Source organism: Paenibacillus sp. FSL K6-1230, from assembly GCF_038002385.1.
GTDB lineage: Bacteria > Bacillota > Bacilli > Paenibacillales > Paenibacillaceae > Paenibacillus > Paenibacillus massiliensis.
In genome coordinates this window covers 3,726,985-3,750,336 of sequence record NZ_JBBOCK010000001.1, presented here as the reverse complement: position 1 = coordinate 3,750,336, position 23,352 = coordinate 3,726,985, and the positions used below count along the sequence as shown (strand labels likewise).

24 protein-coding genes are annotated in these 23,352 nt (G+C 48.4%); 20 read left to right on the top strand and 4 right to left on the bottom strand.

What is annotated here, in order from left to right; genetic code table 11:
• Window positions 1-172 precede the first annotated feature (172 nt).
• From MKX74_RS16565 to MKX74_RS16550, 4 genes are read left to right on the top strand one after another with little or no spacing between them, the layout of a single operon-like run.
• Window positions 173-1,351: a metal ABC transporter solute-binding protein, Zn/Mn family gene (locus MKX74_RS16565; protein ID WP_341179164.1), complete on the top strand. Its 1,179-nt coding sequence runs from the start codon at window positions 173-175 to the stop codon at window positions 1,349-1,351.
• A gap of 34 nt (window positions 1,352-1,385) precedes the next feature.
• Window positions 1,386-2,135 carry a metal ABC transporter ATP-binding protein gene (locus MKX74_RS16560; RefSeq protein WP_341179163.1) on the top strand — a complete coding sequence of 250 codons (750 nt, stop codon included), beginning with the start codon at window positions 1,386-1,388 and terminating at the stop codon, window positions 2,133-2,135.
• Between the two features lie 39 nt (window positions 2,136-2,174).
• Window positions 2,175-2,978, top strand: coding sequence for a metal ABC transporter permease (locus MKX74_RS16555; RefSeq protein WP_028588967.1), 804 nt, complete (start codon window positions 2,175-2,177; stop codon window positions 2,976-2,978).
• 20 nt (window positions 2,979-2,998) lie between these two features.
• On the top strand, window positions 2,999-3,718 hold the full coding sequence (locus MKX74_RS16550; RefSeq protein ID WP_341179162.1) for a cytochrome c biogenesis CcdA family protein: 720 nt from the start codon (window positions 2,999-3,001) through the stop codon (window positions 3,716-3,718).
• 218 nt (window positions 3,719-3,936) lie between these two features.
• On the opposite strand, the gene splB is transcribed toward MKX74_RS16550, so the two are convergent.
• Window positions 3,937-5,145 carry a spore photoproduct lyase gene (splB, locus tag MKX74_RS16545; protein WP_341179161.1) on the bottom strand — a complete coding sequence of 403 codons (1,209 nt, stop codon included), beginning with the start codon at window positions 5,143-5,145 and terminating at the stop codon, window positions 3,937-3,939.
• Between the two features lie 55 nt (window positions 5,146-5,200).
• Here splB and mntR point away from each other — a divergent pair, with 55 nt between their 5' ends.
• Window positions 5,201-5,626, top strand: a complete 426-nt coding sequence (gene mntR, locus MKX74_RS16540; RefSeq protein WP_018886406.1) for a transcriptional regulator MntR — start codon at window positions 5,201-5,203, stop codon at window positions 5,624-5,626.
• Between the two features lie 313 nt (window positions 5,627-5,939).
• Complete coding sequence (locus MKX74_RS16535) at window positions 5,940-7,535, top strand: family 10 glycosylhydrolase (RefSeq protein ID WP_231505527.1); 1,596 nt, start codon at window positions 5,940-5,942, stop codon at window positions 7,533-7,535.
• Between the two features lie 127 nt (window positions 7,536-7,662).
• On the opposite strand, the gene MKX74_RS16530 is transcribed toward MKX74_RS16535, so the two are convergent.
• Entirely contained in the window at window positions 7,663-8,631 is a 969-nt protein-coding gene (locus MKX74_RS16530) for a bile acid:sodium symporter family protein (protein WP_018886404.1), read from the bottom strand.
• Window positions 8,632-8,795: 164 nt separating this feature from the next.
• Between MKX74_RS16530 and murB the strand changes: the two genes are divergently transcribed.
• From murB to MKX74_RS16505, 5 genes are all read left to right on the top strand, one after another.
• Window positions 8,796-9,707, top strand: coding sequence for a UDP-N-acetylmuramate dehydrogenase (gene murB, locus MKX74_RS16525; protein WP_025681642.1), 912 nt, complete (start codon window positions 8,796-8,798; stop codon window positions 9,705-9,707).
• A gap of 164 nt (window positions 9,708-9,871) precedes the next feature.
• Window positions 9,872-10,456, top strand: coding sequence for a TetR/AcrR family transcriptional regulator (locus MKX74_RS16520; RefSeq protein WP_341179160.1), 585 nt, complete (start codon window positions 9,872-9,874; stop codon window positions 10,454-10,456).
• Between the two features lie 108 nt (window positions 10,457-10,564).
• Window positions 10,565-12,049 carry a DHA2 family efflux MFS transporter permease subunit gene (locus MKX74_RS16515; RefSeq protein WP_051289583.1) on the top strand — a complete coding sequence of 495 codons (1,485 nt, stop codon included), beginning with the start codon at window positions 10,565-10,567 and terminating at the stop codon, window positions 12,047-12,049.
• Window positions 12,050-12,361: 312 nt separating this feature from the next.
• Window positions 12,362-12,880 carry an RDD family protein gene (locus MKX74_RS16510; protein ID WP_445667278.1) on the top strand — a complete coding sequence of 173 codons (519 nt, stop codon included), beginning with the start codon at window positions 12,362-12,364 and terminating at the stop codon, window positions 12,878-12,880.
• A 108-nt stretch (window positions 12,881-12,988) separates the two neighbouring features.
• Window positions 12,989-13,978, top strand: a complete 990-nt coding sequence (locus MKX74_RS16505) for a patatin-like phospholipase family protein (RefSeq protein ID WP_341179159.1) — start codon at window positions 12,989-12,991, stop codon at window positions 13,976-13,978.
• Window positions 13,979-14,226: 248 nt separating this feature from the next.
• On the opposite strand, the gene MKX74_RS16500 is transcribed toward MKX74_RS16505, so the two are convergent.
• Window positions 14,227-14,556, bottom strand: coding sequence for a hypothetical protein (locus MKX74_RS16500; protein ID WP_445667277.1), 330 nt, complete (start codon window positions 14,554-14,556; stop codon window positions 14,227-14,229).
• 4 nt (window positions 14,557-14,560) lie between these two features.
• The gene (locus tag MKX74_RS16495) at window positions 14,561-15,553 is read right to left on the bottom strand and encodes a DUF1385 domain-containing protein (RefSeq protein WP_018886397.1); all 993 of its coding nucleotides are present in this window, start codon (window positions 15,551-15,553) and stop codon (window positions 14,561-14,563) included.
• 190 nt (window positions 15,554-15,743) lie between these two features.
• On the opposite strand from MKX74_RS16495, the gene MKX74_RS16490 reads away from it, so the two are divergent.
• The 9 genes from MKX74_RS16490 (at window position 15,744) to spoIIIAE (ending at window position 23,348) form a co-directional block, all read left to right on the top strand.
• Window positions 15,744-16,298, top strand: a complete 555-nt coding sequence (locus tag MKX74_RS16490) for a YqhR family membrane protein (protein ID WP_341179158.1) — start codon at window positions 15,744-15,746, stop codon at window positions 16,296-16,298.
• A gap of 154 nt (window positions 16,299-16,452) precedes the next feature.
• A complete protein-coding gene (locus MKX74_RS16485; protein WP_026281249.1) occupies window positions 16,453-17,523 on the top strand; it encodes a M24 family metallopeptidase in 1,071 nt (356 codons plus the stop codon).
• Window positions 17,524-17,595: 72 nt separating this feature from the next.
• Window positions 17,596-18,153 carry an elongation factor P gene (efp, locus tag MKX74_RS16480; protein ID WP_018886394.1) on the top strand — a complete coding sequence of 186 codons (558 nt, stop codon included), beginning with the start codon at window positions 17,596-17,598 and terminating at the stop codon, window positions 18,151-18,153.
• A gap of 249 nt (window positions 18,154-18,402) precedes the next feature.
• Entirely contained in the window at window positions 18,403-19,656 is a 1,254-nt protein-coding gene (locus MKX74_RS16475) for an aspartate kinase (RefSeq protein WP_018886393.1), read from the top strand.
• Between the two features lie 233 nt (window positions 19,657-19,889).
• Window positions 19,890-20,879, top strand: a complete 990-nt coding sequence (gene spoIIIAA / locus MKX74_RS16470) for a stage III sporulation protein AA (RefSeq protein WP_197031804.1) — start codon at window positions 19,890-19,892, stop codon at window positions 20,877-20,879.
• A complete protein-coding gene (gene spoIIIAB / locus MKX74_RS16465; RefSeq protein WP_341179157.1) occupies window positions 20,872-21,390 on the top strand; it encodes a stage III sporulation protein SpoIIIAB in 519 nt (172 codons plus the stop codon). Before spoIIIAA ends, spoIIIAB begins: the two co-directional genes overlap by 8 nt.
• 137 nt (window positions 21,391-21,527) lie before the next feature.
• Window positions 21,528-21,731, top strand: a complete 204-nt coding sequence (gene spoIIIAC / locus MKX74_RS16460; RefSeq protein ID WP_018886390.1) for a stage III sporulation protein AC — start codon at window positions 21,528-21,530, stop codon at window positions 21,729-21,731.
• A 9-nt stretch (window positions 21,732-21,740) separates the two neighbouring features.
• Complete coding sequence (spoIIIAD, locus tag MKX74_RS16455) at window positions 21,741-22,130, top strand: stage III sporulation protein AD (protein WP_025681649.1); 390 nt, start codon at window positions 21,741-21,743, stop codon at window positions 22,128-22,130.
• Window positions 22,131-22,157: 27 nt separating this feature from the next.
• On the top strand, window positions 22,158-23,348 hold the full coding sequence (spoIIIAE, locus tag MKX74_RS16450) for a stage III sporulation protein AE (RefSeq protein ID WP_341180596.1): 1,191 nt from the start codon (window positions 22,158-22,160) through the stop codon (window positions 23,346-23,348).
• Window positions 23,349-23,352 lie beyond the last annotated feature (4 nt).

The following is a 23,352-nucleotide window of genomic DNA, read 5'->3' as shown; positions in this document are numbered from 1 at the left end:
ATGCTCAATGCTCAATGCTCTCCTTACTCGCATGGACTAGCCGAGAGGCTGGGCTGCGCTGCAGATTAATGATCGCTTGATATGGTGGTATCAAGGATTATAGGTTGACAGCGACGGAGTGGTTTTCTATAATCCGAATAGTAACCATTACGATTTAGGCGGGAGAGCGTTCATGAATAACGAAATACAAGTACAGCAACAACGGCAACAATTGAAAGAACAGAAACTACAGAAACATCGGCAATCACATAACAAGAATGGCATACTGAAGCTTTGGCGGCGCAAGGCTGCAGCATATAGAGTAGCTTGGGTTGCGCTAGCAGCACTTTCATTCCTGTTGATCGCTGGTTGTGGTAGCCAGACTCAAGGTGCTATTCAGGAGGGAAAGGTAAATGTAGTCACTAGCTTCTATCCGATCTATGAATTTGCGAAGGAAATCGGCGGAGAGGACACGAATGTAATCAATCTGCTCCCTACAGGCGTCGAGCCGCATGACTGGACTCCGAAGAGTCAGGACATTATGAATACGTCCAAGGCACAGCTGTTCCTGTATAATGGTGCAGGGCTTGAAGGCTGGGTGCCTAATTTCCTGCAAGGCATCGACAAGAGCTCCCAGGTCAAGGCCGTGGAAGTGAGTCGAGGCATTGAGCTCATTCATACGGACGAAGATGATGGACATAATCACGGGGCTGCTGGACAAGCTGGAGATCAGCATTCTGTAAGTGAAGCGCACGAGGATGAGCATGGGCACGAGCATGATGCCCACGAGACGTCTGAAGGCACAGCAAGTAGCTCCGAACAGGAAGCACATGAGCATGATGGAACACATGATGTAGACCCTCATACGTGGGTAAGTCCCAAATCTGCACTGATTATGGCCGAGAATATCAAAAACGAACTGATTGCAGCTGATCCAGAGCATAAAGTAGAGTATGAGCAACGTTACGAGGGCTTGAAGGAAAAGCTGGTAGCGCTGGATGTAGAATTTGAGCAGAAGCTTTCTTCTTTGCCAAAGCATGAGATTGTCGTGTCTCATCAGGCGTTCGGCTATCTCTGCCGTGATTATGGCTTGGTACAGCATTCGATCATGGGACTGTCACCAGAGGCGGAGCCGCGTGGACAGGATCTTGTACGTCTGGCACAGTTGGTCAAGGACGAAGGCATCAAGTATATTTTCTTCGAGGAGCTGGTCTCGGATCGTCTTGCCCAGACCTTGGCGAGTGAAGCTGGTGTAGAGACAATGGTGCTGAATCCTGTGGAAGGATTGACCAAAGAGCAAGCGGCGAATGGTGATAATTATTTTACTCTTATGCAGAACAACTTGAATAATCTGGTCACTGCATTACAATAAAAGCGAAAAGCGGAATCAAGATGGAGGAGTTGTCATGGCTTATAGCGCAGTAGATTGTCACGATCATATTTTGCTGCTAAAGGACGTATCCTTTTCTTATCGGGACCAGCAGGTCATTTCCGGGCTCAGTTATGGGGTCCGTGAGCGTGATTTTGTAGGTATCATCGGCTCGAATGGTGCGGGGAAAACAACACTGCTGCGCATGATCGTAGGCTTGCTGCCCGTGACTCAAGGAGAGATTCGACTCTTCGGCGAGTCTGTCCAGAAGTTCAAGGATTGGGAGCGCATCGGCTATGTGCCGCAGAAGAACGCTTTTAATCCCTTGTTCCCTGCGACGGTCCGTGAAGTGGTGCTCTCTGGACTGTACAACAACAAGAGCATGTTTCGGCGTGTGGGCAGCAAGCAGCAGCGTCAGTGTGATGATGCACTGGAGACGATGCGTGTCCAGGATCTGGCGAGCAAGCGTATAGGTCAGCTATCTGGAGGCCAGCAGCAGCGTGTGTTTCTTGCCCGGGCTCTGATTAACAGACCTGAGCTGCTTATTCTGGATGAGCCGACCGTAGGAATTGATGCGGAGACGCAGGATGATTTCTTTGAACTAATCAAGCATATGCATGCCCACCATGAAATGACCTTCCTGATGGTATCGCATGATATGGAGCGTATGCAGGGGTACCTTGGGGATCAGCCTGCAGCCAGGAATGGCAAAATTGGATTCTATGTCAAACATTCACATGAAGCACTGGATTGCAGGGAGACTGATTTGCAGCACTCGCTGATTTGACCTACCAGATCCGGTTCATTTATTAGAGGAGTCGTTGCAGTGGACATTTTATGGAGTGATTTTTTTCAAAGAGCATTGATCGGAGGGCTTCTCATCGGCATTACAGCCCCGCTGATCGGTCTATTTCTTGTTCTGCGCAGATTATCCATGATCGGGGATACGCTGGCGCATGTCACGATTGCCGGGGTAGCACTTGGATTTCTGCTAGACAAGTTCCCATTAATCATGGGACTCATCTTCGCGGTGCTTGCGGCCTTCGCCATTGAGAAGCTCCGCAAGGCCTATAAGACGTATGCAGAGCTGTCGATAGCGATCATTATGTCAGGCGGTGTGGCCCTAGCCTCGCTGTTCTTCACTTTGGGGATGGGCTACAATACGGATGTCATGAGCTATCTGTTCGGTAGCATTTACACGCTGAATACGAGCGATGTCTATGTGGTCGGTGCTGTTACGGTCATTGTGGTAACTGTCGTCTTCCTGCTGCGTAAGGAGCTGTTCCTCCTGAGCTTTGAAGAGGATGCGGCGGCTGTTAGTGGTCTTCCGGTCAAGATACTGAATTTGCTCATTACCGTAATGACTGCACTTGTCATTAGCACAGCCATCAAGATTGTAGGGGCATTGCTGGTATCGGCGTTGCTGACGGTGCCTGTGGCAATCAGTCTTCTTATTGCCCGCAGCTTTAAGGCATCGGTGGTCCTGTCCGTCATTTTCGCCGAGATTGCTGTTGTAGTAGGGCTATTGATTGCAGGCATATGGAACTTGGCTCCTGGAGCAACCATTGTGTTGATGTTGATTGCCATGCTGATTACTGTGATGGCTGGTAAGAAAGGATTCACGACCTAGTCCCGAGAAGGGGGAGGTATATGCCGGATATTCATTGGGGCATTGCTTTTATGGCTGGACTCGTCTCTGCGCTGTCTCCATGCTGCTTACCACTTATCCCGGCCTATTTATCCTATATATCAGGTATTCCAACTGGGAATAGGGGGCAGAATTCGCTTGCCATGGAGGAGCGACGTGTTAGGATGCTAACTCATGCGGTGGCATTTATCCTGGGCTTCTCGGCTGTATTTTATTCGCTAGGCGCAAGTGCAAGTCTATTCAGCTACTGGTTCGGGCAGTACCGCGATACGCTTCGCTGGATATCTGCGATCTGTATGATCCTGATGGGACTGGTCGCCATGAATGTGCTTCGGGTTCATCTATTCATGAGGGATTATCGGGTGTCTCTACGAATCAAGCCAGTAGGGTATGTGGGCTCACTTTTGGTCGGGATCGGCTTTGCTGCAGGGTGGACACCATGCATCGGTCCGATGCTGGCTGCGATTATTGCCCTGGCTGCTGTAGAGCATCAGCAGTGGTTCTGGCTAATGACCTGTTATGTGGCAGGGTTCGCCATCCCTTTTCTAATTCTCGCTGCATATGCGGGCTCAGGCCCACGGCTATCGGGACGATATGGGGCATGGTTGATGAAGCTGGGCGGAGGGATGCTTGTGCTAACAGGGCTCTTGCTTCTTACAGACCACTGGGCAGACCTTAGTATTCTGCTTCAGCGCGTGACCCCCAATTGGCTGCGGCTGTAGTCTGAGACAACGATGATCAAGCTGCTATATGAGACTACAAATATTATGTTCATATGAGTAAAGACTCTACAGCAAACTACTACTATGTATAATTTAAGTGAACAACGATATATAAGGTTGAGTAGATAGCAGGGTGCCCGAATGAAGAATCGGAACACCCTCTTTTTTTCTTTGAAATTTAGAGAATAAATGTCTATACCCTGTGAAATAATCAAGTATCATGTGAAATAGTCAATGTTTGCCTTCGGAAAATGCTCAAATATCCGTTCCGTAATGAACTCTCGCAGGGCCTGCTGCTGTTCATCCGGGTATACATATTTATTTTGCCCCCAGCGCCCCCATTTTTTCTTTCGTTTCTCGATATCCATTTCGAGCTTGGTCTTGGGATATCTTTGCTCAATGACGGTCTTTGCGGTCTTCGTAAATCGGTGCTGAATCATCTCGAAGGTCAGATCCCGCTCGGCTTCAGGAGGTAATGTATCTGCCAGGCGCTCCAGTAGTTCAGCATAGCCTTGTTCCCATCCGTCATACCAGATAATAGGGGCAATAATAAAGCCTAATGGATAGCCTGCTGCGGCTACTTTACCTGCGGCCTCAATACGTTCATGAAAGCGTGAGGTTCCCGGCTCAAATTGTTTGATTACGTAGTCCGAGTTGACGCTAAAACGAATGCGTGTGTGTCCATTATGCTGCAGACCCAGCAACGGCTCCACATGATGGTATTTGGTTACGAACCGAAGACGACCGAATTCTTCCTTGGCCATGAATTGAATCAGATCCCCCAGAGAGCCAGTAATATGCTCCAGACCTACAGGATCGGATGTACAAGCTGCTTCGAAGCGTGTGATCTCTGGTGCTCTTTCCTCAATATATTGCTTGGCGGACTGTAGGATATCGTCGGTATTGACATACACTCTGACATAAGGCTTGGCACCTAGGGTTGTCTGTAAATAGCAATAATGGCAATGCCCCATACAACCTGTGGAGATCGGAATGGCATATTCTGCTGAGGGCTTTGACTGGTCAAAGGTTAACGTCTTGCGGAGGCCCACAACTAGCGTTCTTTTAGCCATACGGTACTTCTCCTGATCTGTTTCGCCCGGCAGGTTGGTAATTCGGTTATGAGAGGTTGTCATCTGATAAGGAATATTTTGTGCCTGGACCCAGTTCATAATATGCTGTCCCTTGGGATAATTCAGGGCATCTGGCTCAAAATAAACTAGATCGGGAATAAACGGCTTGGTGGGCTTTAACGTTCGAGCTGGACGAGTCTCGGTTATGGTTGCTCCGATCTTTATCCCCTCCTTTTTTTGACCATGCAGAATGGTTAGGATGACATCCTTAGAATGTGCTGATTTAGCGGGATCAAACGTGGCAATACATGTGAGCGAAGGGTGACAGGACTTGCCAATGAGTGTTGAGAACATGTATCATGGTTTAAGCAATGTAACAGCAGCACAACGCTGAAAAGAGGGAAAGAAAATGCCAACACCAAGCATGGAAGATTATCTGGAGCGAATTTACAAGTTGATTGATGAGAAAGGGTACGCAAGGGTCTCGGATATTGCCGAAGGTCTTGAAGTACACCCTTCATCGGTAACGAAGATGATCCAGAAGCTGGATAAGGATGAATATTTGATATATGAGAAATACAGAGGCTTGATTCTGACTCCCAAGGGCAAGAAGGTCGGCAAGCGCCTGGTGGATCGCCATCATTTACTAGAAGAATTTCTGGAACTGATCGGTGTAGATGAGGAGCATATATATAGGGACGTCGAAGGAATTGAGCATCACTTAAGCTGGAACTCCATTACTTGCATTGAGACGCTTGTGGAGTATTTCCGTCAGGATGATAGCCGAATTAAGGATCTTCGTCATATTCAGGAGGAGCTTGCCAAGGAATCCTGATGAGGAATCACAAGCTATTGCAACGGAACATGAGTCTGCTTGCCTTTTCTTGACGTCTGAAGACGTTTTTTTAGATGATATAATTTATAATTTCTCAGCGGAGCTGAACAATTCTATCATCGCAAGAAACCTCAACCAAGCGCGGTCTGCCTTCTGTGAAAGTACGTCGTTAGACGTTTTTTTTATTTTGCGGAAGACCGCAACCAACGTATCCTTTGGAACGTCTATCCTTTATAGACAACTCTTGTTGGCTGTAGAACTGAATAGAATGTTTCGGAGGTCAGAGATGTACAAGAAATGGTTCAAGACTTGGATGATTTGCGTAATCTTGCTATCCAGCATATTCGCACAGACGACAATATCGGCGGCAGCTCAGGATATCCAACTGGCACTTGATGGACAGACGCTTGATAGCGATGTGGCGCCGTACATAACAAGCAATAATGTAACGATGGTTCCTCTTAGAGTCATAAGTAACGGACTAGGTGCCTCTGTAGACTGGCAGCAAGCCACGGAGACAGTAATCATTACGGGGAACGACACTCAGCTCATGATGAGCAGGGGGGATCGATCTGCACTGGTGAATGGTAGCCCCGTCGCACTGGATTCAGCTGTGCAGACTAGAAATGGACGAGTGATGGTACCGCTGCGCTTCATAGGGGAAACGCTTGGTCTACAGGTGGATTGGAATGCTTCGACAAGATGGATTACACTGCAATCCGGGTCAGGTCAAGGAAGCATAGCTCCTTCTTTGCCGGGAAATACGGCTACTCCATCTACGGATTCTGGCAGCTCACGTCCAACACCTGCTGTACAAGCCTCTTCCTCCATGAGGGGAGCCTGGGTAGCGACTGTTAACGGTGACTGGCCATCGGCATCAGCCAAGAATAGTGCTCAGAAGCAGCGTCAGGAATTCACAGCGCTACTGGATGATCTGCAAGCTATGGGCATCAATGCGGTATTTGTTCAGGTACGGGCAAGCGGTGATGCGATCTATACCTCCAAGCTAGTTCCCTGGAGTAGGTACTTGACCAACACACAGGGGAAGGACCCTGGCTATGATCCATTAGCCTTCATGATTGAAGAAACACACGCCAGAGGGATGGAGTTCCATGCGTGGTTCAACCCGTTCCGGGCTAATACGACCAGTGCCAAGACGGGACTCGCTAGCAATCATGTGGTGAACGAGCACCCGAACTGGATCGTGAATACAGGAAGCCAGCTGTACATTAACCCAGGAATACCGCAAGCGCGTCAGCACATTATTGATGCGATCATGGAGGTCGTGAACAATTATGATATTGACGGTGTGCATCTGGATGACTATTTCTATCCATACAGCGGGAGCTTTAATGATGAGGCGACATATAAGGAGTCTAATGGCGTCTTCTCGAATAAGGGTGACTGGCGTCGGAACAATATCAATGTGTTCGTTAAAGAGCTAGGTGCATCTATCCATGCCAGCAAGCCGAAGGTTGAATTCGGGATTAGCCCATTCGGTGTATGGCGGAATAAATCGGTAGATATCACAGGCTCGAACACAAAGGCAGGCGTAACGGCATACGATACGACCTTCGCAGATGTACGTACCTGGATCAAGCAGGAATACATTGATTATGTTGTTCCACAGGTCTATTGGAGTATTGGCTTCGCGGCTGCACCTTATGATACGTTGGTATCCTGGTGGGCTGGGGAAGTGAAGGGAACGAATGTCAAGCTGTATATTGGTCATGCCCCGTACAAATTAGGTACGCCTGAGAAGGGCTGGCAGACAGCTCAGCAAATTATTGATCAGTTAGCATGGAATGAGAGCTACCCTGAGGTTAAGGGAGACATTTTCTTCAGTGCCCAGCATTTACGCAAAAATCCACTCGGTCTGAGTGAGCTTCTCAAATCCTATTATCAATAAAATGTATAGCAAAAACAGCAGCGACACCCGACATGCTTGGGTCTTCGCTGCTGTTTTTGCTGAGAAGCTGAAGCTCAGTTGTTCCATAACGATGTTCACTTATAGTGCATTGCTTCACTGTGTTCAACTATGCTACGGTGGCTTTGTTGGCAGCCTGTCGCAGCTCTGTACGGCGACCGAGCAAGTAGCCAATCAAGGAAGCCATCATTTGCTGAAAGACCATTCCCAGCACAACCGGAACGGCAACTGGAGGAGGGAAGAACGTAACAGCGAGTACAGCGCCTGCGCTAATATTCCGCATTCCCCCATTGAACATAAGAGCTACCTGATCGGCTTCATTCCATCTCAGTAAGCGAGAGCTCAAGTAGCATAATAAGTAGCCTATGGCTGCCAGTAAAACAATGACGAGGGCCATGCCGACGAGCGGCCAGTCAATATTCGTGAGATAGGGTGCAACCACCGAGCCATTAATGGCAACAACAACAGCCATGAACAGCTTGGAGAAAGGGTTCAGCCTAGGTCCCCAAATCGGTGCAATAGCACCCTTGGTCCATTCATTTAACATCATTCCGACCAGAGAAGGAACGACAATCATCCAGAACAGACTGCCCATCATAGCGGCCGAATCCAGCTGGATACTCGTGCCGAGCAATAATGACATAATGCCTGGAACGATAAACGGAGCAAGCAACGTGTCAATCAGAATGATGCTAAGTGTGAGTGCAATATTGCCACGATAGATCGACACCCAGATAAAGCTGGAAATCCCGGTTGGTATCACAGCGGCTAGCACCATTCCGGTAATGGTATAGGCGTCTGTCGGATATACGAGATGACCTAGCCCCAAGGCGACCAACGGCATGGCAAGATGCAAAATAAACAGACATACAATTAGAGGCAGCGGCTTCCGCAGAACGCCTACTAAATCACGAAAGCTCAGACTGATGCTGCCTGCAAAGGTCATGAATGCAAACAGCCATGGAGATAAAAACGTATAAGGCGAAAGCATACTTCCACACAGCACACCAATCAAAATGCTGGCTGGTGTAATAAGGGGCATAATACGATTCAATCGTTGGTTCAGAACCTGTAGCATAAAATTAGACATCCCTTTTCCCATATGATTTTCTATTATACATCTTTGAAGCAGTCAGGAATTTGTTTTTTTGGCAAACGTTCAAATGTATTACTTTGTGCATAGGATGAGAATGCGGCGTATGATATAATGTTCCATGCGAACTTAACAAGGTGGTTGAAATGATGAATTCCTATCAAGATTTATGCAAAAAAGTATTTAGTGATTTTCCTGAGGCACACACAAAATACGCAGAGCCTATCTCGAAGCATACATATACCCGCCTAGGCGGTGCAGCGGATCTGCTGATGTTCCCCACCGCGGTGGAGGAGGTCGCAACCATTGTTCAGCGAACGAAGGCACATGACATTCCGCTGACGATCCTTGGCTATGGCTCCAATATGATTGTCAGAGACGGCGGGATTCGTGGTGTGACCATGTCTCTTCAGCATTTGAATGGAATTGATATCCATGAAGGCATTATGAAGGCACAGGCAGGCTCCTCTATTATTGAAGTCTCGCGGGCCGCGCTACGAGCAAGCTTGACGGGACTGGAATTTGCCTGTGGTATCCCCGGCTCTACCGGTGGGGCTCTATACATGAATGCGGGTGCTTACGGAGGGGAGATGACGGACGTAGTCATCAGTGCTACCATCGTGACTGAGCAAGGTGAGATCGTGGTGATGAGCAAGGATGAAATGGAGCTGGCTTATCGTCATAGCAGGTTCATGCAGACAAGAGACATTATTGTCGACGTGACATTTCAGTTGACTCCTGGGGACCCGGCGCTCATTCGTGCCAAGATGGAGGAGCTAACTCTGGCGAGAGAATCGAAGCAGCCGTTGGAATACCCTTCATGCGGAAGTGTGTTCAAGCGCCCGCCAGGATATTTTGCAGGTAAGCTGATTCAGGATTGTGATCTTCAGGGAACTCGAATTGGTGGTGCAGAGGTGTCTACGAAGCATTCAGGCTTCATTGTGAACGTGGACCATGCTACTGCCCAAGATTATATTGATCTGATCGCATTGGTACAGCAGCGTGTCCGTGAGAAATTCCAGGTTGAGCTGGAGACCGAGGTAATTATCATCGGGGAATAGAGCCCATAGCTGCTTCTGCAGCTGCCTGCAGTGGCAAGATTCAGAGCCGCTATACGATTCGTCGTATGGCGGTTCCTTCTTTTTTCTTGACTTTTTAGCCGCTTGTCATGATATAGTTATGTAGACCAATTGTTATATTAAATTTTAAGGGTGTGAGTGTGTGTGTGAAAAAAAATAGCTCGAAGGACTTAATCATTGATACAGCCGCAAGATTATTCTTCTCACAAGGCTATCATGCTACAGGTCTGAACCAGATTCTGAAGGAAAGTCAGGCGCCAAAGGGTTCCCTATACCATTATTTCCCTCAGGGCAAGGAAGAGCTAGCTCATGAATGCATTCATCAGACCAATCTACACATAAAGAGCCGGTTTGAGGAGTTTTTTGCAAAGTACGACAATACTGCCGATGCGATTCAGGCTTTTATTCGTTCCATGGCGGATGAAGCGGAGAGCAACGGCTATACCGGGTTCATGCCCTTCAGCCTGTGGGCAGCTGTAGAGACGGCCTGTGTCAGTCCGCGTCTGCGTGAGGCATCTCAGGCTGTATTTGTGGATTGGCAAGAGATTATTTCTGAAAGTCTACACAAAGACGGCTTCTCTGATCAACAAGCTGAGGAGATTGCCCTGCTTATTATTTCCCTCATGGAGGGAGCCTTGATTATTAGCTTGACTCGCCAGGACAAGACACCGCTACTCACGGCGGCCGAATTCTTGGTCAAAGTGGCAAGGACTCCTGCGCAAGAGGCTTAGTTTTTGGCATTACACAGAATATTTACAGAGAGATAGGTTGAACTTAAAGCGTAATTTATTTGGTTTGACTTATCATTGGATAGAGGAGGATGGATCGTGGAAGCGACCATGAATGCCGATCTTACTAAAGATCAACAACAAGAGAAAGATAACAAACAATATAAGGTATTGCCCATTTTATTCGCCATGCTGCTCAGTGGATTTATGGGACTGTTCAGTGAGACGGCGCTAAATGTAGCCATGACTCCACTCATGAGACTGCTTGAGGTAGGTCCTACTACTATTCAATGGCTGACCACAGGGTATCTGCTGGTCATGGGGATATTGGTTCCTACATCTGGACTATTGCTGCAATGGTTCTCAACCAGACAGCTGTTCACGACATCATTGATATTTTCTATTGCAGGCACCATAGTTGCTGCTATAGCCCCAAGCTTTGAAGTACTGATGGTGGCACGCGTACTGCAGGCGACTGGTACAGCATTGCTGCTACCGCTGCTGTTCAATACGATTCTGGTGATCTTCCCGATTGAGAAAAGGGGAGCTGCCATGGGGCTGATTGGTCTCGTGATCATGTTCGCGCCAGCTAGTGGTCCTACCGTATCTGGTCTTATTCTTGCGAATCTTAGCTGGCATTGGATTTTCTGGATTTCTCTGCCGTTTTTTGTTATTTCCCTGCTGTTCGGTCTGCTGTTCATGCCGAATATCTCGACGTTGACCAAGCCAAAGATTGATGTGCTGTCCTTAGTTCTGTCTACACTGGGCTTTGGTGGAATTGTGTATGGTTTCAGTAGTGCAGGCGGCCACGGTGACGGGGCTGCGGGCTGGACAAGTCCGAATGTCATTGCAGCAATTGTGATCGGTGGTATCTCGCTGCTCTGGTTCGCGATTCGTCAGCTTCGCATGCCACAACCGCTGATGGATTTGCGCGCCTTCAAATATCCGATGTTCACGATTGGTCTGGTGCTGATTTTCATTTGTATGATGATGATGCTGTCCACCATGCTGATCTTGCCGATGTTCCTGCAACAGGGACTTCAGGCTACAGCTCTCGCGGCGGGTCTTGTGATGCTACCAGGAAGTCTGCTGAATGGATTCCTCTCTCCATTTATGGGAAGATTGTTTGACAAATTCGGCCCACGTTGGCTTGTTATTATCGGGATGGCTGTAATTTCTATTGTCCTGTTCGTATTGTCGGGTATTGATAACACAACCCCATTCGGATTGATTGTAGCACTGCACATCTTCCTGATGATCGGGATTTCGATGGTTATGATGCCAGCTCAGACGAATGGTCTGAATCAATTACCAATTGAATATTACCCACATGGTACAGCGATTATGAACACGTTACAGCAGGTAGCTGGAGCGATCGGAACAGCGCTTGCCGTGAGTATTCTGGCGGCAGGGCAGACTCGTTATTTGAATAGTGTAACGGATCCTGCGATGGCAACCGAACAACTGGCCTATACTGCAGGTGCTCAAAGTGCCTTCTTGTTCGCGCTGCTGCTTGCTGTGCTCGGTCTGATCGTTGCTTTCTTCATCAAGCGTGTGAAGGTGACAGGACAAGGTCAGCAAGGTTCTATGCATTAAGATTTGTGATCAAAATCATGTGGATCTATACTAAGCTTAGAACTAATAAACTGCGTTTCGTGTGTAGGTATTGCCTACAGCGAAGCGCAGTTTTTTTATGTGTACTCTTGGCTAGTAATAACTCAATCCATGATGCCAATAGCGTGGGTTGTACAAATCTGATTTTGAATGATTGAGGCGATTTAGGAGTTCCAAAGCTCATTTTACAATAAATTCCTTGACTTGCTTGGTCGTAGTGGCTACATTGAGATGGTCAGATTCCAGCTTCCTGAGTGTGGAACTTGATGAAAAGATTGGGGAGGATTAATAGAGATGAAAAGAGAAGCTGGATTTTGGATACGATTAGGGGCATTTGCTCTGGATATGTTGATAATCGTACTTCCCTTGTCCTTTGGTCTGGGCTTTTTTGGCGGATTCATGAATGGATTTGTGGAAGGATACACCGGAACAGTCATAGAGGAAAGCAGTGGAAGAGATGAAACTATTAAAAATATAGTAAATCTGGTGTATTTCCTGTATGCCTTGTTGCTCCCTGTTTTTTGGAATGGCAGAACGATTGGAAAACGCATCTGTGGTATTAGAATTGCCAAGTACACGACACTTGAGTCGCCTAACATTGGTAACATGCTATTACGGGTACTCGTAGCGGGAATTGCATATGTTTTTACATTTGGTATTGGTTATATTGTTAGCCTCTTCATGGTTATCTTCAGGCAAGATAAGCGTTCACTTCATGATATGATTGCAGGCACGGTCGTTGTCAGAGCAGATGCAAGCTACATGGACACCCCGGAGAGTATTGATCTCCACAAGTACCCTAGTCGCTTCTAATGTTATACTTGCGCCATTGCACTAATAATTACGCATATAAATGATTCGCATATAAACAACCCCTGTTCCCATATACATGTATCACAACGGGAACGGGGGTTATTTATCATGCTTATGAATGGTGTATTTCAAGGCGGAGGGATGAAAGGGATTTCGCTGGCTGGTGCGGTTCGGGCAGCTGAGCAGAACGGAGTTGTATTCAATCGATTGGCCGGTACCTCCTCTGGTGCGATTGTCGCTGCCCTCATTGCCGCGGGGTACACTGGAGAGGAAATGAAGGAGCTAATTCTGGAGACGCCATTCGTTAGCTTGCTGTACCGTTCTCCCTTGTTCAATGTAAAATGGGTTGGTCCCGCTGCGCGAATCTGGTTGAAAAAGGGACTGTACTCTGGAGAGGCACTAGAACATTGGGTCCGTGAGTTACTTAGAGCTAAAGGCATTCGAACCTTTGGAGATCTTCCACCAGGCAAGCTGCGGGTCATTGCATCCGATATTACCAACGGACGCATCCTAGTACTCCCTGATGATGTGAATCGCTTTGGGCTAGAGCCGCATTCGTTTGAGGTAGCGAAGGCCATCCGGATGAGCACAAGTATTCCGTATTTCTTCGATCCGGTTATGATCCGGCTCAATACCAAGCTGGCCAAAGGGCAGGAGTTCTCTAATCAATTCGTCTATGTGGTCGATGGAGCCATTCTCAGCAACCTGCCGCTATGGCTATTCGATCAGGAGCGTGCAGCGAAGGGAAAACGAGCGGAGGATATACCTACAGTAGGCTTTCAGATTGTGGGGAAAAACGAGACCAAGACTGCCTTCATTCGTGGACCACTCAGTATGCTACAGGCGATTGTGGACACGATGTTGTCTGCACACGATGAGCGATATATCGAGCAGGAGAATCGCTACCGTACGATCAAGATTCCTGCCTTGGGTGTGCGCACGACGCAGTTCAATCTATCCCCTGAACAGGGAGAGCAGCTGTATGCATCAGGCCTGCACGCAGGCAATGATTTCTTCCGCAATTGGAGCGTTGCTGCTTACCAGACGCAGTTCAAGAAGTTCCAGCTACTGAAGGACTCGGCTTTCGCAATGAAATAGCCATAACCATCGTCATAACAATTACCATGGTGATCGAGAGGGCTATAAGCATAGCCATAACTATAGGCATGGAAAAACGTCTATCGACGCACAGAAGCCAGACCGCGTTTAACTGAAGTTTTGCTTGCGATCATCGAGTATCGAATTGTCCAGCTTCGCTGCAACCATATAAATTCCATGTTCTTAACAAAAAACGGTCAAAGCTCAGCACTCTAAGAGTGCTTGACTTTGACCGTTTTGTATGAATGCTAGTGATATTTAGGGATGTCCTCGTCTTCTTTGCCTTTTTGGCCTTCAATGACGTAGAAAGGATATTCCTTGCGCTTCTTCGATGGTTGAGCCTTGCGACTGCTCGCTACCTTAGCCATGGTACGTGCGGACGGCTTCACCTTGGGCATCTTCTTACGTCTACGACTGCCTGGAGGGAACTTATACAGCAGAAATACGACACCAAAAATGGCGATCGGAATCATTAGCATCATTAATGAACCGAAATCACCCCGAATCAGGACGTCTGCAATCCCCCAGACTGCCAGTGCAATACTTACATAGAAGATCACCGCATGTCTGATCATCATTGATTCACCCTTTCACAGGATCGAGAGATGAGCTACTCCATTGTTCTTGCACAGGATTCTTCTCAAGCTCCGCATCCAAGGCAAGCATACGCTTGAAGGAAGCGATGGATACCTCAACCTGATCATTGCTAGGCTCCTTGGTAGTGAGCAGCTGCAGCCACAGGCCAGGATATCCCAAATAACGAAGCACCGGAATGTCTCTAAGAGCATTCGTAATTCTCAGCAGCTCGAAGGACAGACCAAGCACCAGCGGGAGCAGCAATATTCGCTGACCCATCCGCTCCCAGATGTTGTCATAAGGGAACAAGGAATACACAATAACACCGATAATGACCGTCAACATAATGAAGCTACTGCCGCAGCGATAGTGAAGTCGACTGTACTTCTGCACCTTCTCAGGTGTAAGCTCTTCGCCAGCTTCATAGGCACTTATTACTTTATGCTCTGCACCGTGATATTGGAACAGTCTCTTAATCATCGGAGTCTGAGAAATTCCCCACAGATAAGCGAGCAGCAAGATCAGCTTAATGACACCTTCCAACATGTTATGAAGCACCTGGCTTGTGAACAGGTTGCCGAAGAGAAATTCCTCAACCATGACTGGGACGAGCGTCAGTACAATTTTACCAAATAGAAAAGATAGAATGCCGACGGCAGCCACTCCGATAATCATGCTCAGGCTCCACTTGGATTCTTCTTTAGCTTTTTGCTCCGCGCGCTCCTCTGGATCAAGCTCATCATCTGCATAGGCGTCTGCTGAGTAATTCAGATGTCGTGTTCCTTTGGCACTGGAATCTATGATGCTGACAATCCCACGCAATAGTGGAATCTTGCGAAGCTTGTTCAGCAAGGGCTGCTCTTTACGCGGTACCTCTAGATATGTGATCTCGCCATTTTTGCGGCGTACGGCTGTGACGTTGACACGCTTGCCGCCGAACATCACACCTTCAATCACCGCCTGACCACCGTAGATGGCGGGTTTGGATGTCTGAGACAAACGGTTCACCTTCCATTCCGGGATGCTGTTATCAGCGTTCCCTATCTGATTATGAAATGATTATCTTACGATCAGCAGTGTGTAAAAATGCTGTGTCTGCATTTATTGTATCGAATTTTCAATAACATTTCTAGCCGATGAACATACTACAAAAAACGATGTCGCTACAATTCAGGAGGTACGGTAACTAATGGAGCATAGACAGCAGATCGGAAGCAGGCAGCATGATGGAAATAAGCGGCGCATGGGTATTGCCAATCAGGTGTCGGAAGGAAAAACCTCGGTCGTTAGCTTCTCCATGCTGACGGGCTTTTTCGCCGGGGTCATCTGGGGTTGTGTACGCTGGTTAAGCCACTACATGCATTTTACGCGGGTGGAGCCGGGGTTTCTGGCTGAGCCTTTTTTTCGCCACTCCTTTATTGTCAGCGGTGCTGGACAGATTACGGGCCTATTGTTCTTCATCGCCTTCTCGGTGCTGGCCTCTCTCCTGTATGCACTAACGATCAAGACTTTGAAAGGGCCGTATCCAGGTCTGATTTACGGTGTGGTATGGTGGGCAATCCTGTTTGTGCTGGCTGGACCCAAGCTTGGTATGATGTCGCCCGTTAACCGCTCCACCTGGGATTCGATATTCACAGATTTTTGCCTGATGTTAATCTGGGGATTATTCATTGGCTACACCATTTCAGTGGAGTTCACAGATGATCGAGTACGTGATACGGACAAACTAACAAGCTCTGAATGATGGGATGAAGAGCTTATCTAGGATGTATGTATATAAGGAAGCGAGCGTGAGCAAGAACAAAAACTTCTCAAGCATATGCATCGTGTGGTAAAATAGCTTTTGGTAATTTGGGGAATCTGTAAGTCTTGCAAGACCGAAAAGAGAGGATTGACCGATCATGAACAATCGTGTGAATCAGCTTCGTCACGCTATGAGTGAACGAAATGTACAGGCTATGCTAGTTGCAAGCCCTGTGAACCGTCGCTATTTGACCGGCTTTACCGGATCAGCAGGCTATGTGCTGGTTACGGAGCATGACAGTATTCTGCTTACTGATTTCCGCTATATGACACAGGCTCCTGCACAAGCCCCTGATTTTCAGGTGGTTGAGCATGCACCGCAGGTCATGGATACGGTAAGAGAGCTGCTTACAGCACGTAGTATTACCAAGCTGGGATTCGAGCAGGAGCATGTAAGCTATAGCAGCTACACTGCATATGGCGAGAAGCTGGCGACAATCGAGCTTGTTCCGGTATCGGGCCTGGTCGAGGGATTGCGTCTGTACAAGGATGCGAATGAGATTGAATTGATGCAGCGTGCTGCAGATCTAGCTGATGCTGCATTTGCTCATATTCTTCCCAAGATCAAGCCGGGAATTACGGAGCGTGAGCTCGATCTCGAGATGGAATTCTTCATGAGAAGCCGTGGGGCCACTTCCTCCTCCTTCGACACCATTGTTGCTTCAGGCGAGCGCTCGGCATTGCCTCACGGCGTAGCGAGCAGCAAGGCAGTGCAGAAGAATGAGCTGATTACCTTCGATTTCGGGGCACTGCTGGACGGCTATTGCTCTGACCTGACTCGTACAGTGGCAACAGGTGAGCTTGCTCCTAAGCTGCGGGAGATCTATGATGTCGTGCTGGAGGCACAGCTTCACACGCTGGAGCATATCCGTGCAGGCATGACAGGGCGTGAAGCGGATGCTCTGGCCCGTGATGTCATTACGAGACATGGGTACGGGGAATATTTCGGGCATAGTACCGGACATGGCTTGGGTATGGAGGTACATGAATCCCCACGTCTGTCCAAGCTGAGTGATGATGTATTAAAGCCAGGCATGGTGGTAACAGTGGAGCCAGGCATTTATTTGCCAGGACTCGGTGGTGTGCGGATTGAAGATGACATTGTCATTACCGATAATGGTATTCGCATATTGACCAGCTCAAGCAAGGAATTTACCATTGTGTAAATATGGCAGTGAACCTCAGCAACATAAAGTGGTGCAGAGGGTATTGATGGACACCTTAGGAGGGGTATTTTAGTGATTAACGTTAACGATTTTAAGACAGGTCTTACCGTAGAGGTAGACGGTGACATTTTTACCGTGCTGGATTTCCAGCACGTAAAGCCAGGTAAAGGCGCAGCTTTTGTCCGCTCCAAGCTGAAGAATCTGCGTAATGGTAATACAGTAGAGCGTACGTTCCGTGCAGGTGAGACAATCGGACGTGCTCAAATCGAGAATCGTGGTGTATCCTATCTGTATGCAAGTGCAGACGAGCATACCTTCATGGACAACGAGACTTACGATCAATTCACACTGGACAGCAAGCAGCTGGAATGGGAATTGAACTTCCTCAAAGAAAACATGAACGTTCATATCGTCAGCTACCAGGGCGAAATCCTCGGGATCAACCTGCCTACCAGCGTGGAGCTGAAGGTAGTTGAGACTGAGCCAGGTATCAAAGGAAATACAGCTACTGGTGCAACCAAGAATGCTAAGGTTGAAACTGGTCTGAATGTACAGGTTCCACTGTTCATTAACCAGGACGATGTTCTGCTCGTTGATACTCGTGACGGAAAATACATCTCCCGTGCATAGTTGATTATTACTCTAGACCTGCCTTCTTCAAGGCAGGTTTTTTAGTATAAGCTTTTCGGCCTATTTAAACAGAGATGTATGACCCTCATGGATAATGTGATACGGATAAACACTTCTGTAAAAAAACAATGGAACACGGTAATACTTTCGTATTATACTGTATTAAAGTTATGCCCGTGGATGTCTATTCGCTCGGGGTACAGCTTGGAAAACACTGCATAATGTGTAGTTTGAGGGAGTGAAATAGCTTTGTCTTTGTATGTTATGAAGTTTGGAGGCAGCTCTGTAGGAGATACGGAGCGAATGAAGCGTGTTGCCAAACGCATTGCGGAAAAACAAGATGAAGGGCACAAGTGCGTAGTGGTTGTGTCTGCTATGGGTGATACGACGGATGATCTCATCGATCAAGCCAAGCTGCTCAATGAGAATCCTCCTGCAAGAGAGATGGATATGCTGATGACGACCGGGGAACAGATCTCCATTGCCATGTTGTCTATGGCCCTGCATCAGTTAGGCAGAGAAGCGATCTCATTCACTGGCTGGCAGGCTGGATTTGTAACTGAATCCGAGCATGGGCGTGCGCGCATTCTGGATATTAAGCCAGCACGTGTACTTGAAGCGCTGGCAGCAGGCAAGATTGTCATCGTGGCCGGATTCCAGGGTCAGTCCGAGAGTGGCGAGATTACCACCTTGGGACGGGGTGGATCAGATACGACAGCCGTTGCGTTGGCCGGTGCCATCAAGGCAGATGCGTGTGAAATCTATACAGATGTAGACGGCATCTATTCGACAGATCCGCGGATTGTAAAGGTTGCGCGCAAGCTGCAGGAAATCTCTTATGATGAAATGCTTGAACTGGCCCACCTCGGAGCAGCAGTCCTGCATCCTCGTGCTGTGGAATATGCCAAGCACAGCAAGGTACCGCTGATAGTGCGGTCCAGTTTCAATTATAATGAAGGAACGGTTGTGAAGGAGGAAGCAGTCATGGAGCAAGGTGTAGTGGTTAGCGGCATTGCATATGATAAAAATGTAGCGCGCATCAGCATCCTGGGAGTAGTGGATGTGCCCGGTGTGCTGGCTCAAGTATTCGGAGCGCTGGCGGATGCCAAGATCGATGTGGATATCATTGTCCAAAGCGGTGTAATGGAAGGGAAAGCAGACTTCTCCTTCACAGTGGCACTGTCGGATCAGGCTGCAGCTGTCAAGGTTCTGGAAGGTATTCGTCAAGAGGTACCGTACCGTGAGGTGACAACGGAGGACGGGCTTGTGAAGATCTCTATCGTAGGTGCTGGCATGGTAAGCCATCCTGGTGTAGCAGCTAGTATGTTCGAAGTATTGTCGAAGCTTGGCGTCAGCATTAAGATGGTCAGTACTTCGGAGATCAAGGTGTCTTGTGTCATTGATGGAGAGAAGCTGCATGATGCGATCAGAGCGCTTCATACAGCATACAATCTCGATACCGAAGAGCAAGTTAGCGTAGGCGGACCACAAGAACGCAGATAGTAGATTACAACGATAATTGAATATTTTACGAGATTGGGAGCATGCCCCAGAAAGTATGATCTCGTGCTTATGCAACGGTAGCTTTGATTCAATTCAGAGCTACCGTTGTTTTTTTACGTGCACTTATATTCTCTCTTTTGAATCCTGTCATAATCGCTTCGTCCAAGCATAGACTTGTCTTAAGAGATAGAAGTCAGCTAGAGCAGACTGGGTTAGGAGGAAGCAGGATGGTAATGCAATGGCTCGATTTTATCCCGGAGCCTCTGAACATGATGCTGAGAAAGCTTCCAGTGACGCTCTTTGAGCGTCTGGAGGAAGTCAGGGTGAGGGAACAGAGGCCACTGGAAATAAATGCAGGGAGTGAGCATTATTTTGTTACGGAGGATGGCCGAACAACACACGAGGAACCGGAGGCGTACAAGCCAGGACGGGAGGATACACACAGGCTACTGGATCTGATCAGCAACCATTCTCTCTATACGCTGGAGGAGGAGCTGCGAAAAGGATTCATTACACTTCCTGGCGGTCACCGGGTCGGGCTGGCTGGAAGGACTGTACTAGGTGGAGGTCGGGTCGAACATCTGCGGGATATCAATAGCTTTAACATCCGTATTGCACGTGCTGTCCCGGGCGTAGCCGACAGAATCCTTCCGTACCTGCTCGATACCAAGACGAAGCGAGTCCTGCATACCTTAATCATCTCGCCTCCACAGCAAGGAAAGACAACACTGCTGCGTGATCTCGCAAGACAGCTGAGTCAAGGCTGGCAGAGCCGTAAGGGAGGGGTGCCTATGGGAATGAAGGTAGGCATCATTGACGAACGATCCGAGATTGCAGGCAGCTACAAGGGACTTCCTGGATTCGATGTCGGGCCCCGAACGGATGTGCTGGATGGATGTCCCAAGGCAGAAGGCATGATGATGATGATTCGCTCCATGTCTCCTGACGTGCTGATCGTAGATGAGATCGGTCGTCCTGAGGATGCAGATGCTGTACGTGAAGCGCTCTATGCGGGGATCAGTGTCATTGCCTCAGTTCACGGCAGGGATCTAGCCGAGGTAGCTGCAAGGCCAGGGCTTGCCAGCGTGACGACTCAGCAGATATTTCAGATGTATGTCCAGCTTGAGCGGACGAGCCGGGGAGTGTCCTTCCGTATAGCGGATGCTAAGCAGCGAATGATGACGATTGCTGAGTCACCGCCAGGAGGCCGAGGGTATGGGTAAGCTGCTGGGAGCGATCCTGATCATGCTTGCGGCAACGGTCGCCGGCTGGCACCGGGCAAGACATTTTGCTGAGCGGCCCAGACAGATCCGGGAGATGATCCTCGGACTACAGCGTCTGGTCACTGAGATTAGTTATGGCCTTACTCCTCTACCGGAAGCGCTGAAGAAGGCCGCCATGCCGATGAGCAAGCCCTTGCGAGAGCTCTTCGAACAGGCCGCAGATGCCATGCAGCCCGCCTCAGGGCTGACGGCCAGAGACAGTCTGCATCAGGCGATTCACAAGAGCTGGGGAAGCACCAGCATGAAGAACCCAGAGCGCGATACGATGCTGCAGCTCGCTTATAGCCTGGGTCTTAGTGACCGAGAGGATCAACTAAGACATATCACCTTAGCTGTACAGCAGCTCAAGCATGAGGAGGCGACGGCGCAAAGTGAGCAGATGAAGTATGAGAAGCTGAGCAGAAATATGGGGCTGCTGATCGGAGCATTAATCGTCATTTTGATGTATTAGAGCATTTTGCATCTTCACAGATCAAGCGATCGTCAATCCCTCAATATATATCGAAACGTGTAAGTTCGCCTATATATTGTACCTGATAGCAGGACTATTCCCAGGATGCAAAATGCTGGTATTAGCGAGGTGCTCGAATGAATCTGGAGGTTAACGCAATATTCCAAATCGCGGGAATCGGGATCATCATTGCGATGATCCATACCGTGCTCAAGCAGATGGGCAAGGAAGATATGGCTCATTGGGTCACTGTAATCGGGTTTGTGGTTGTTCTCTTTATGGTGGTCCGGCTGCTTGATGAGCTGCTGCAAGAGATTAAATCCATATTTTTGTTTCAGTAGGTGAAGCCTGTGGAAATCATTCAGGTTGTCGGCTTCGGACTGATCGCTACGGTACTCATTCTAACAATTAAAGAGCAAAAACCGATGTTCGCATTTCTGATAGCGACCGCGACCGGAATCTTGATATTTCTCATGCTGATCGGGAAGATCGGTAGCGTGATTGCCATGCTGGAACGATTGGCTCGCTCCTCAGGCATGGACATGATCTATTTCAAGACTGTCTTGAAGATTATAGGAATTGCTTATATAGCAGAATTTGGTGCCCAGATTGTGAGGGATGCGGGACAGGACAGCATTGCCTCGAAGATTGAGCTGGCGGGGAAAGTGTTGATTATGGTGCTTGCCTTGCCGATCATCGGAATCATCATCGAGACGATTCTGAAGCTTATGCCGGTGTGATTGTCTGCACCCAAGGGAGAGCTGATTGTGAGATACGCTGCTGTAGGAGTACGGGTGATCATCTGCGTCTTCTTCCTGTCGCTGTGGTCCGGGGCAGTTCTGGAGGCCAGTCCTGCGGATTCGGCTGTGAATGAATGGGTCAGAAGCCAGGCAGAGAGCCTGCCCAAGGATGAGGTCGAGCGGTACTGGGACCAGCTCATGAAGCAGTATGGAGGTTTTTTCCCCCAGCAGCATACGCCTTCCTTCATGGATATGCTGTTGCCCGGCAAGGATAAGTTCACGCTGGAGGGTGCACTATCAGCGCTAGGAGCATTTCTGTGGCAAGAAATCGCGGTGAATGCGAAGCTTCTGGTTACGATCGTGATGCTCAGTATTATGAGCATGGTACTTGAGACACTACAGACGGCGTTCGAACGAAATCAGGTCAGTAAAATAGCTTACTCTCTATGCTATATGGTCATTGTGATCATTGCTATTAACAGCTTCACGGTGGCTATTAAATATGCGAAATCAGCGATTGACATGATGACTGATTTTATGCTGGCCATGCTGCCATTGTTATTCACACTGTTGGCATCTATGGGCAATGTCATAACTGTATCTGTAACGCACCCGTTGATTGTGTTCATGATCCATACGATTGCCAATGTCATTCATATGATTGTTTTTCCACTATTCTTCTTCTCGGCCTTGTTGTATCTGGTTAGCTCCTTGACAGACAAGTACAAGCTGACACAACTGGCGAGTCTACTGAGAACGATCGGGGCTGGTCTACTCGGCGGTCTGCTGACCATCTTTCTTGGAGTAATCTCTGTGCAGGGCTGGACCTCATCTGTAACGGATGGGATGACATTACGTACAGCCAAGTTCATCACTGGCAGCTTCGTGCCTGTGGTCGGTAAGGCTCTGGCAGATGCAACAGACACCGTAATTACAGCTTCGCTGCTGGTCAAGAATGCCATCGGCCTTGCGGGCGTTATTATTATCCTCTTCCTGTGTGCCTTTCCGGCAATCAAGATTCTGACGTTGGCCTTGATCTACAGTGTTACGGCGGCCATTATGCAGCCACTCGGAAATACCCCGATCGTAAGCTGTCTGCAGTCTATTGGAAAAGGCATGATGCACGTATTCGCAGCTGTAGCTGCCGTAGGTCTGATGTGCTTTTTGGCCATTACGATAATGCTGACCGCAGGCAATCTGACGGTCATGATGAGGTGAAGCG

Excerpts from the sequence above, each read along its gene's own strand:
- MKX74_RS16565 (WP_341179164.1), top strand. The coding sequence starts at position 173 with ATGAATAACGAAATACAAGTACAGCAACAACGGCAACAATTGAAAGAA.
- MKX74_RS16560 (WP_341179163.1), top strand. The coding sequence starts at position 1,386 with ATGGCTTATAGCGCAGTAGATTGTCACGATCATATTTTGCTGCTAAAG.
- MKX74_RS16550 (WP_341179162.1), top strand. The coding sequence starts at position 2,999 with ATGCCGGATATTCATTGGGGCATTGCTTTTATGGCTGGACTCGTCTCT.
- splB (WP_341179161.1), bottom strand. The coding sequence starts at position 5,145 with ATGTTCTCAACACTCATTGGCAAGTCCTGTCACCCTTCGCTCACATGT.
- mntR (WP_018886406.1), top strand. The coding sequence starts at position 5,201 with ATGCCAACACCAAGCATGGAAGATTATCTGGAGCGAATTTACAAGTTG.
- MKX74_RS16535 (WP_231505527.1), top strand. The coding sequence starts at position 5,940 with ATGATTTGCGTAATCTTGCTATCCAGCATATTCGCACAGACGACAATA.
- MKX74_RS16530 (WP_018886404.1), bottom strand. The coding sequence starts at position 8,631 with ATGCTACAGGTTCTGAACCAACGATTGAATCGTATTATGCCCCTTATT.
- murB (WP_025681642.1), top strand. The coding sequence starts at position 8,796 with ATGAATTCCTATCAAGATTTATGCAAAAAAGTATTTAGTGATTTTCCT.
- MKX74_RS16515 (WP_051289583.1), top strand. The coding sequence starts at position 10,565 with ATGAATGCCGATCTTACTAAAGATCAACAACAAGAGAAAGATAACAAA.
- MKX74_RS16510 (WP_445667278.1), top strand. The coding sequence starts at position 12,362 with ATGAAAAGAGAAGCTGGATTTTGGATACGATTAGGGGCATTTGCTCTG.
- MKX74_RS16505 (WP_341179159.1), top strand. The coding sequence starts at position 12,989 with ATGCTTATGAATGGTGTATTTCAAGGCGGAGGGATGAAAGGGATTTCG.
- MKX74_RS16500 (WP_445667277.1), bottom strand. The coding sequence starts at position 14,556 with ATGATGATCAGACATGCGGTGATCTTCTATGTAAGTATTGCACTGGCA.
- MKX74_RS16490 (WP_341179158.1), top strand. The coding sequence starts at position 15,744 with ATGGAGCATAGACAGCAGATCGGAAGCAGGCAGCATGATGGAAATAAG.
- spoIIIAA (WP_197031804.1), top strand. The coding sequence starts at position 19,890 with ATGCAATGGCTCGATTTTATCCCGGAGCCTCTGAACATGATGCTGAGA.
- spoIIIAB (WP_341179157.1), top strand. The coding sequence starts at position 20,872 with ATGGGTAAGCTGCTGGGAGCGATCCTGATCATGCTTGCGGCAACGGTC.
- spoIIIAC (WP_018886390.1), top strand. The coding sequence starts at position 21,528 with ATGAATCTGGAGGTTAACGCAATATTCCAAATCGCGGGAATCGGGATC.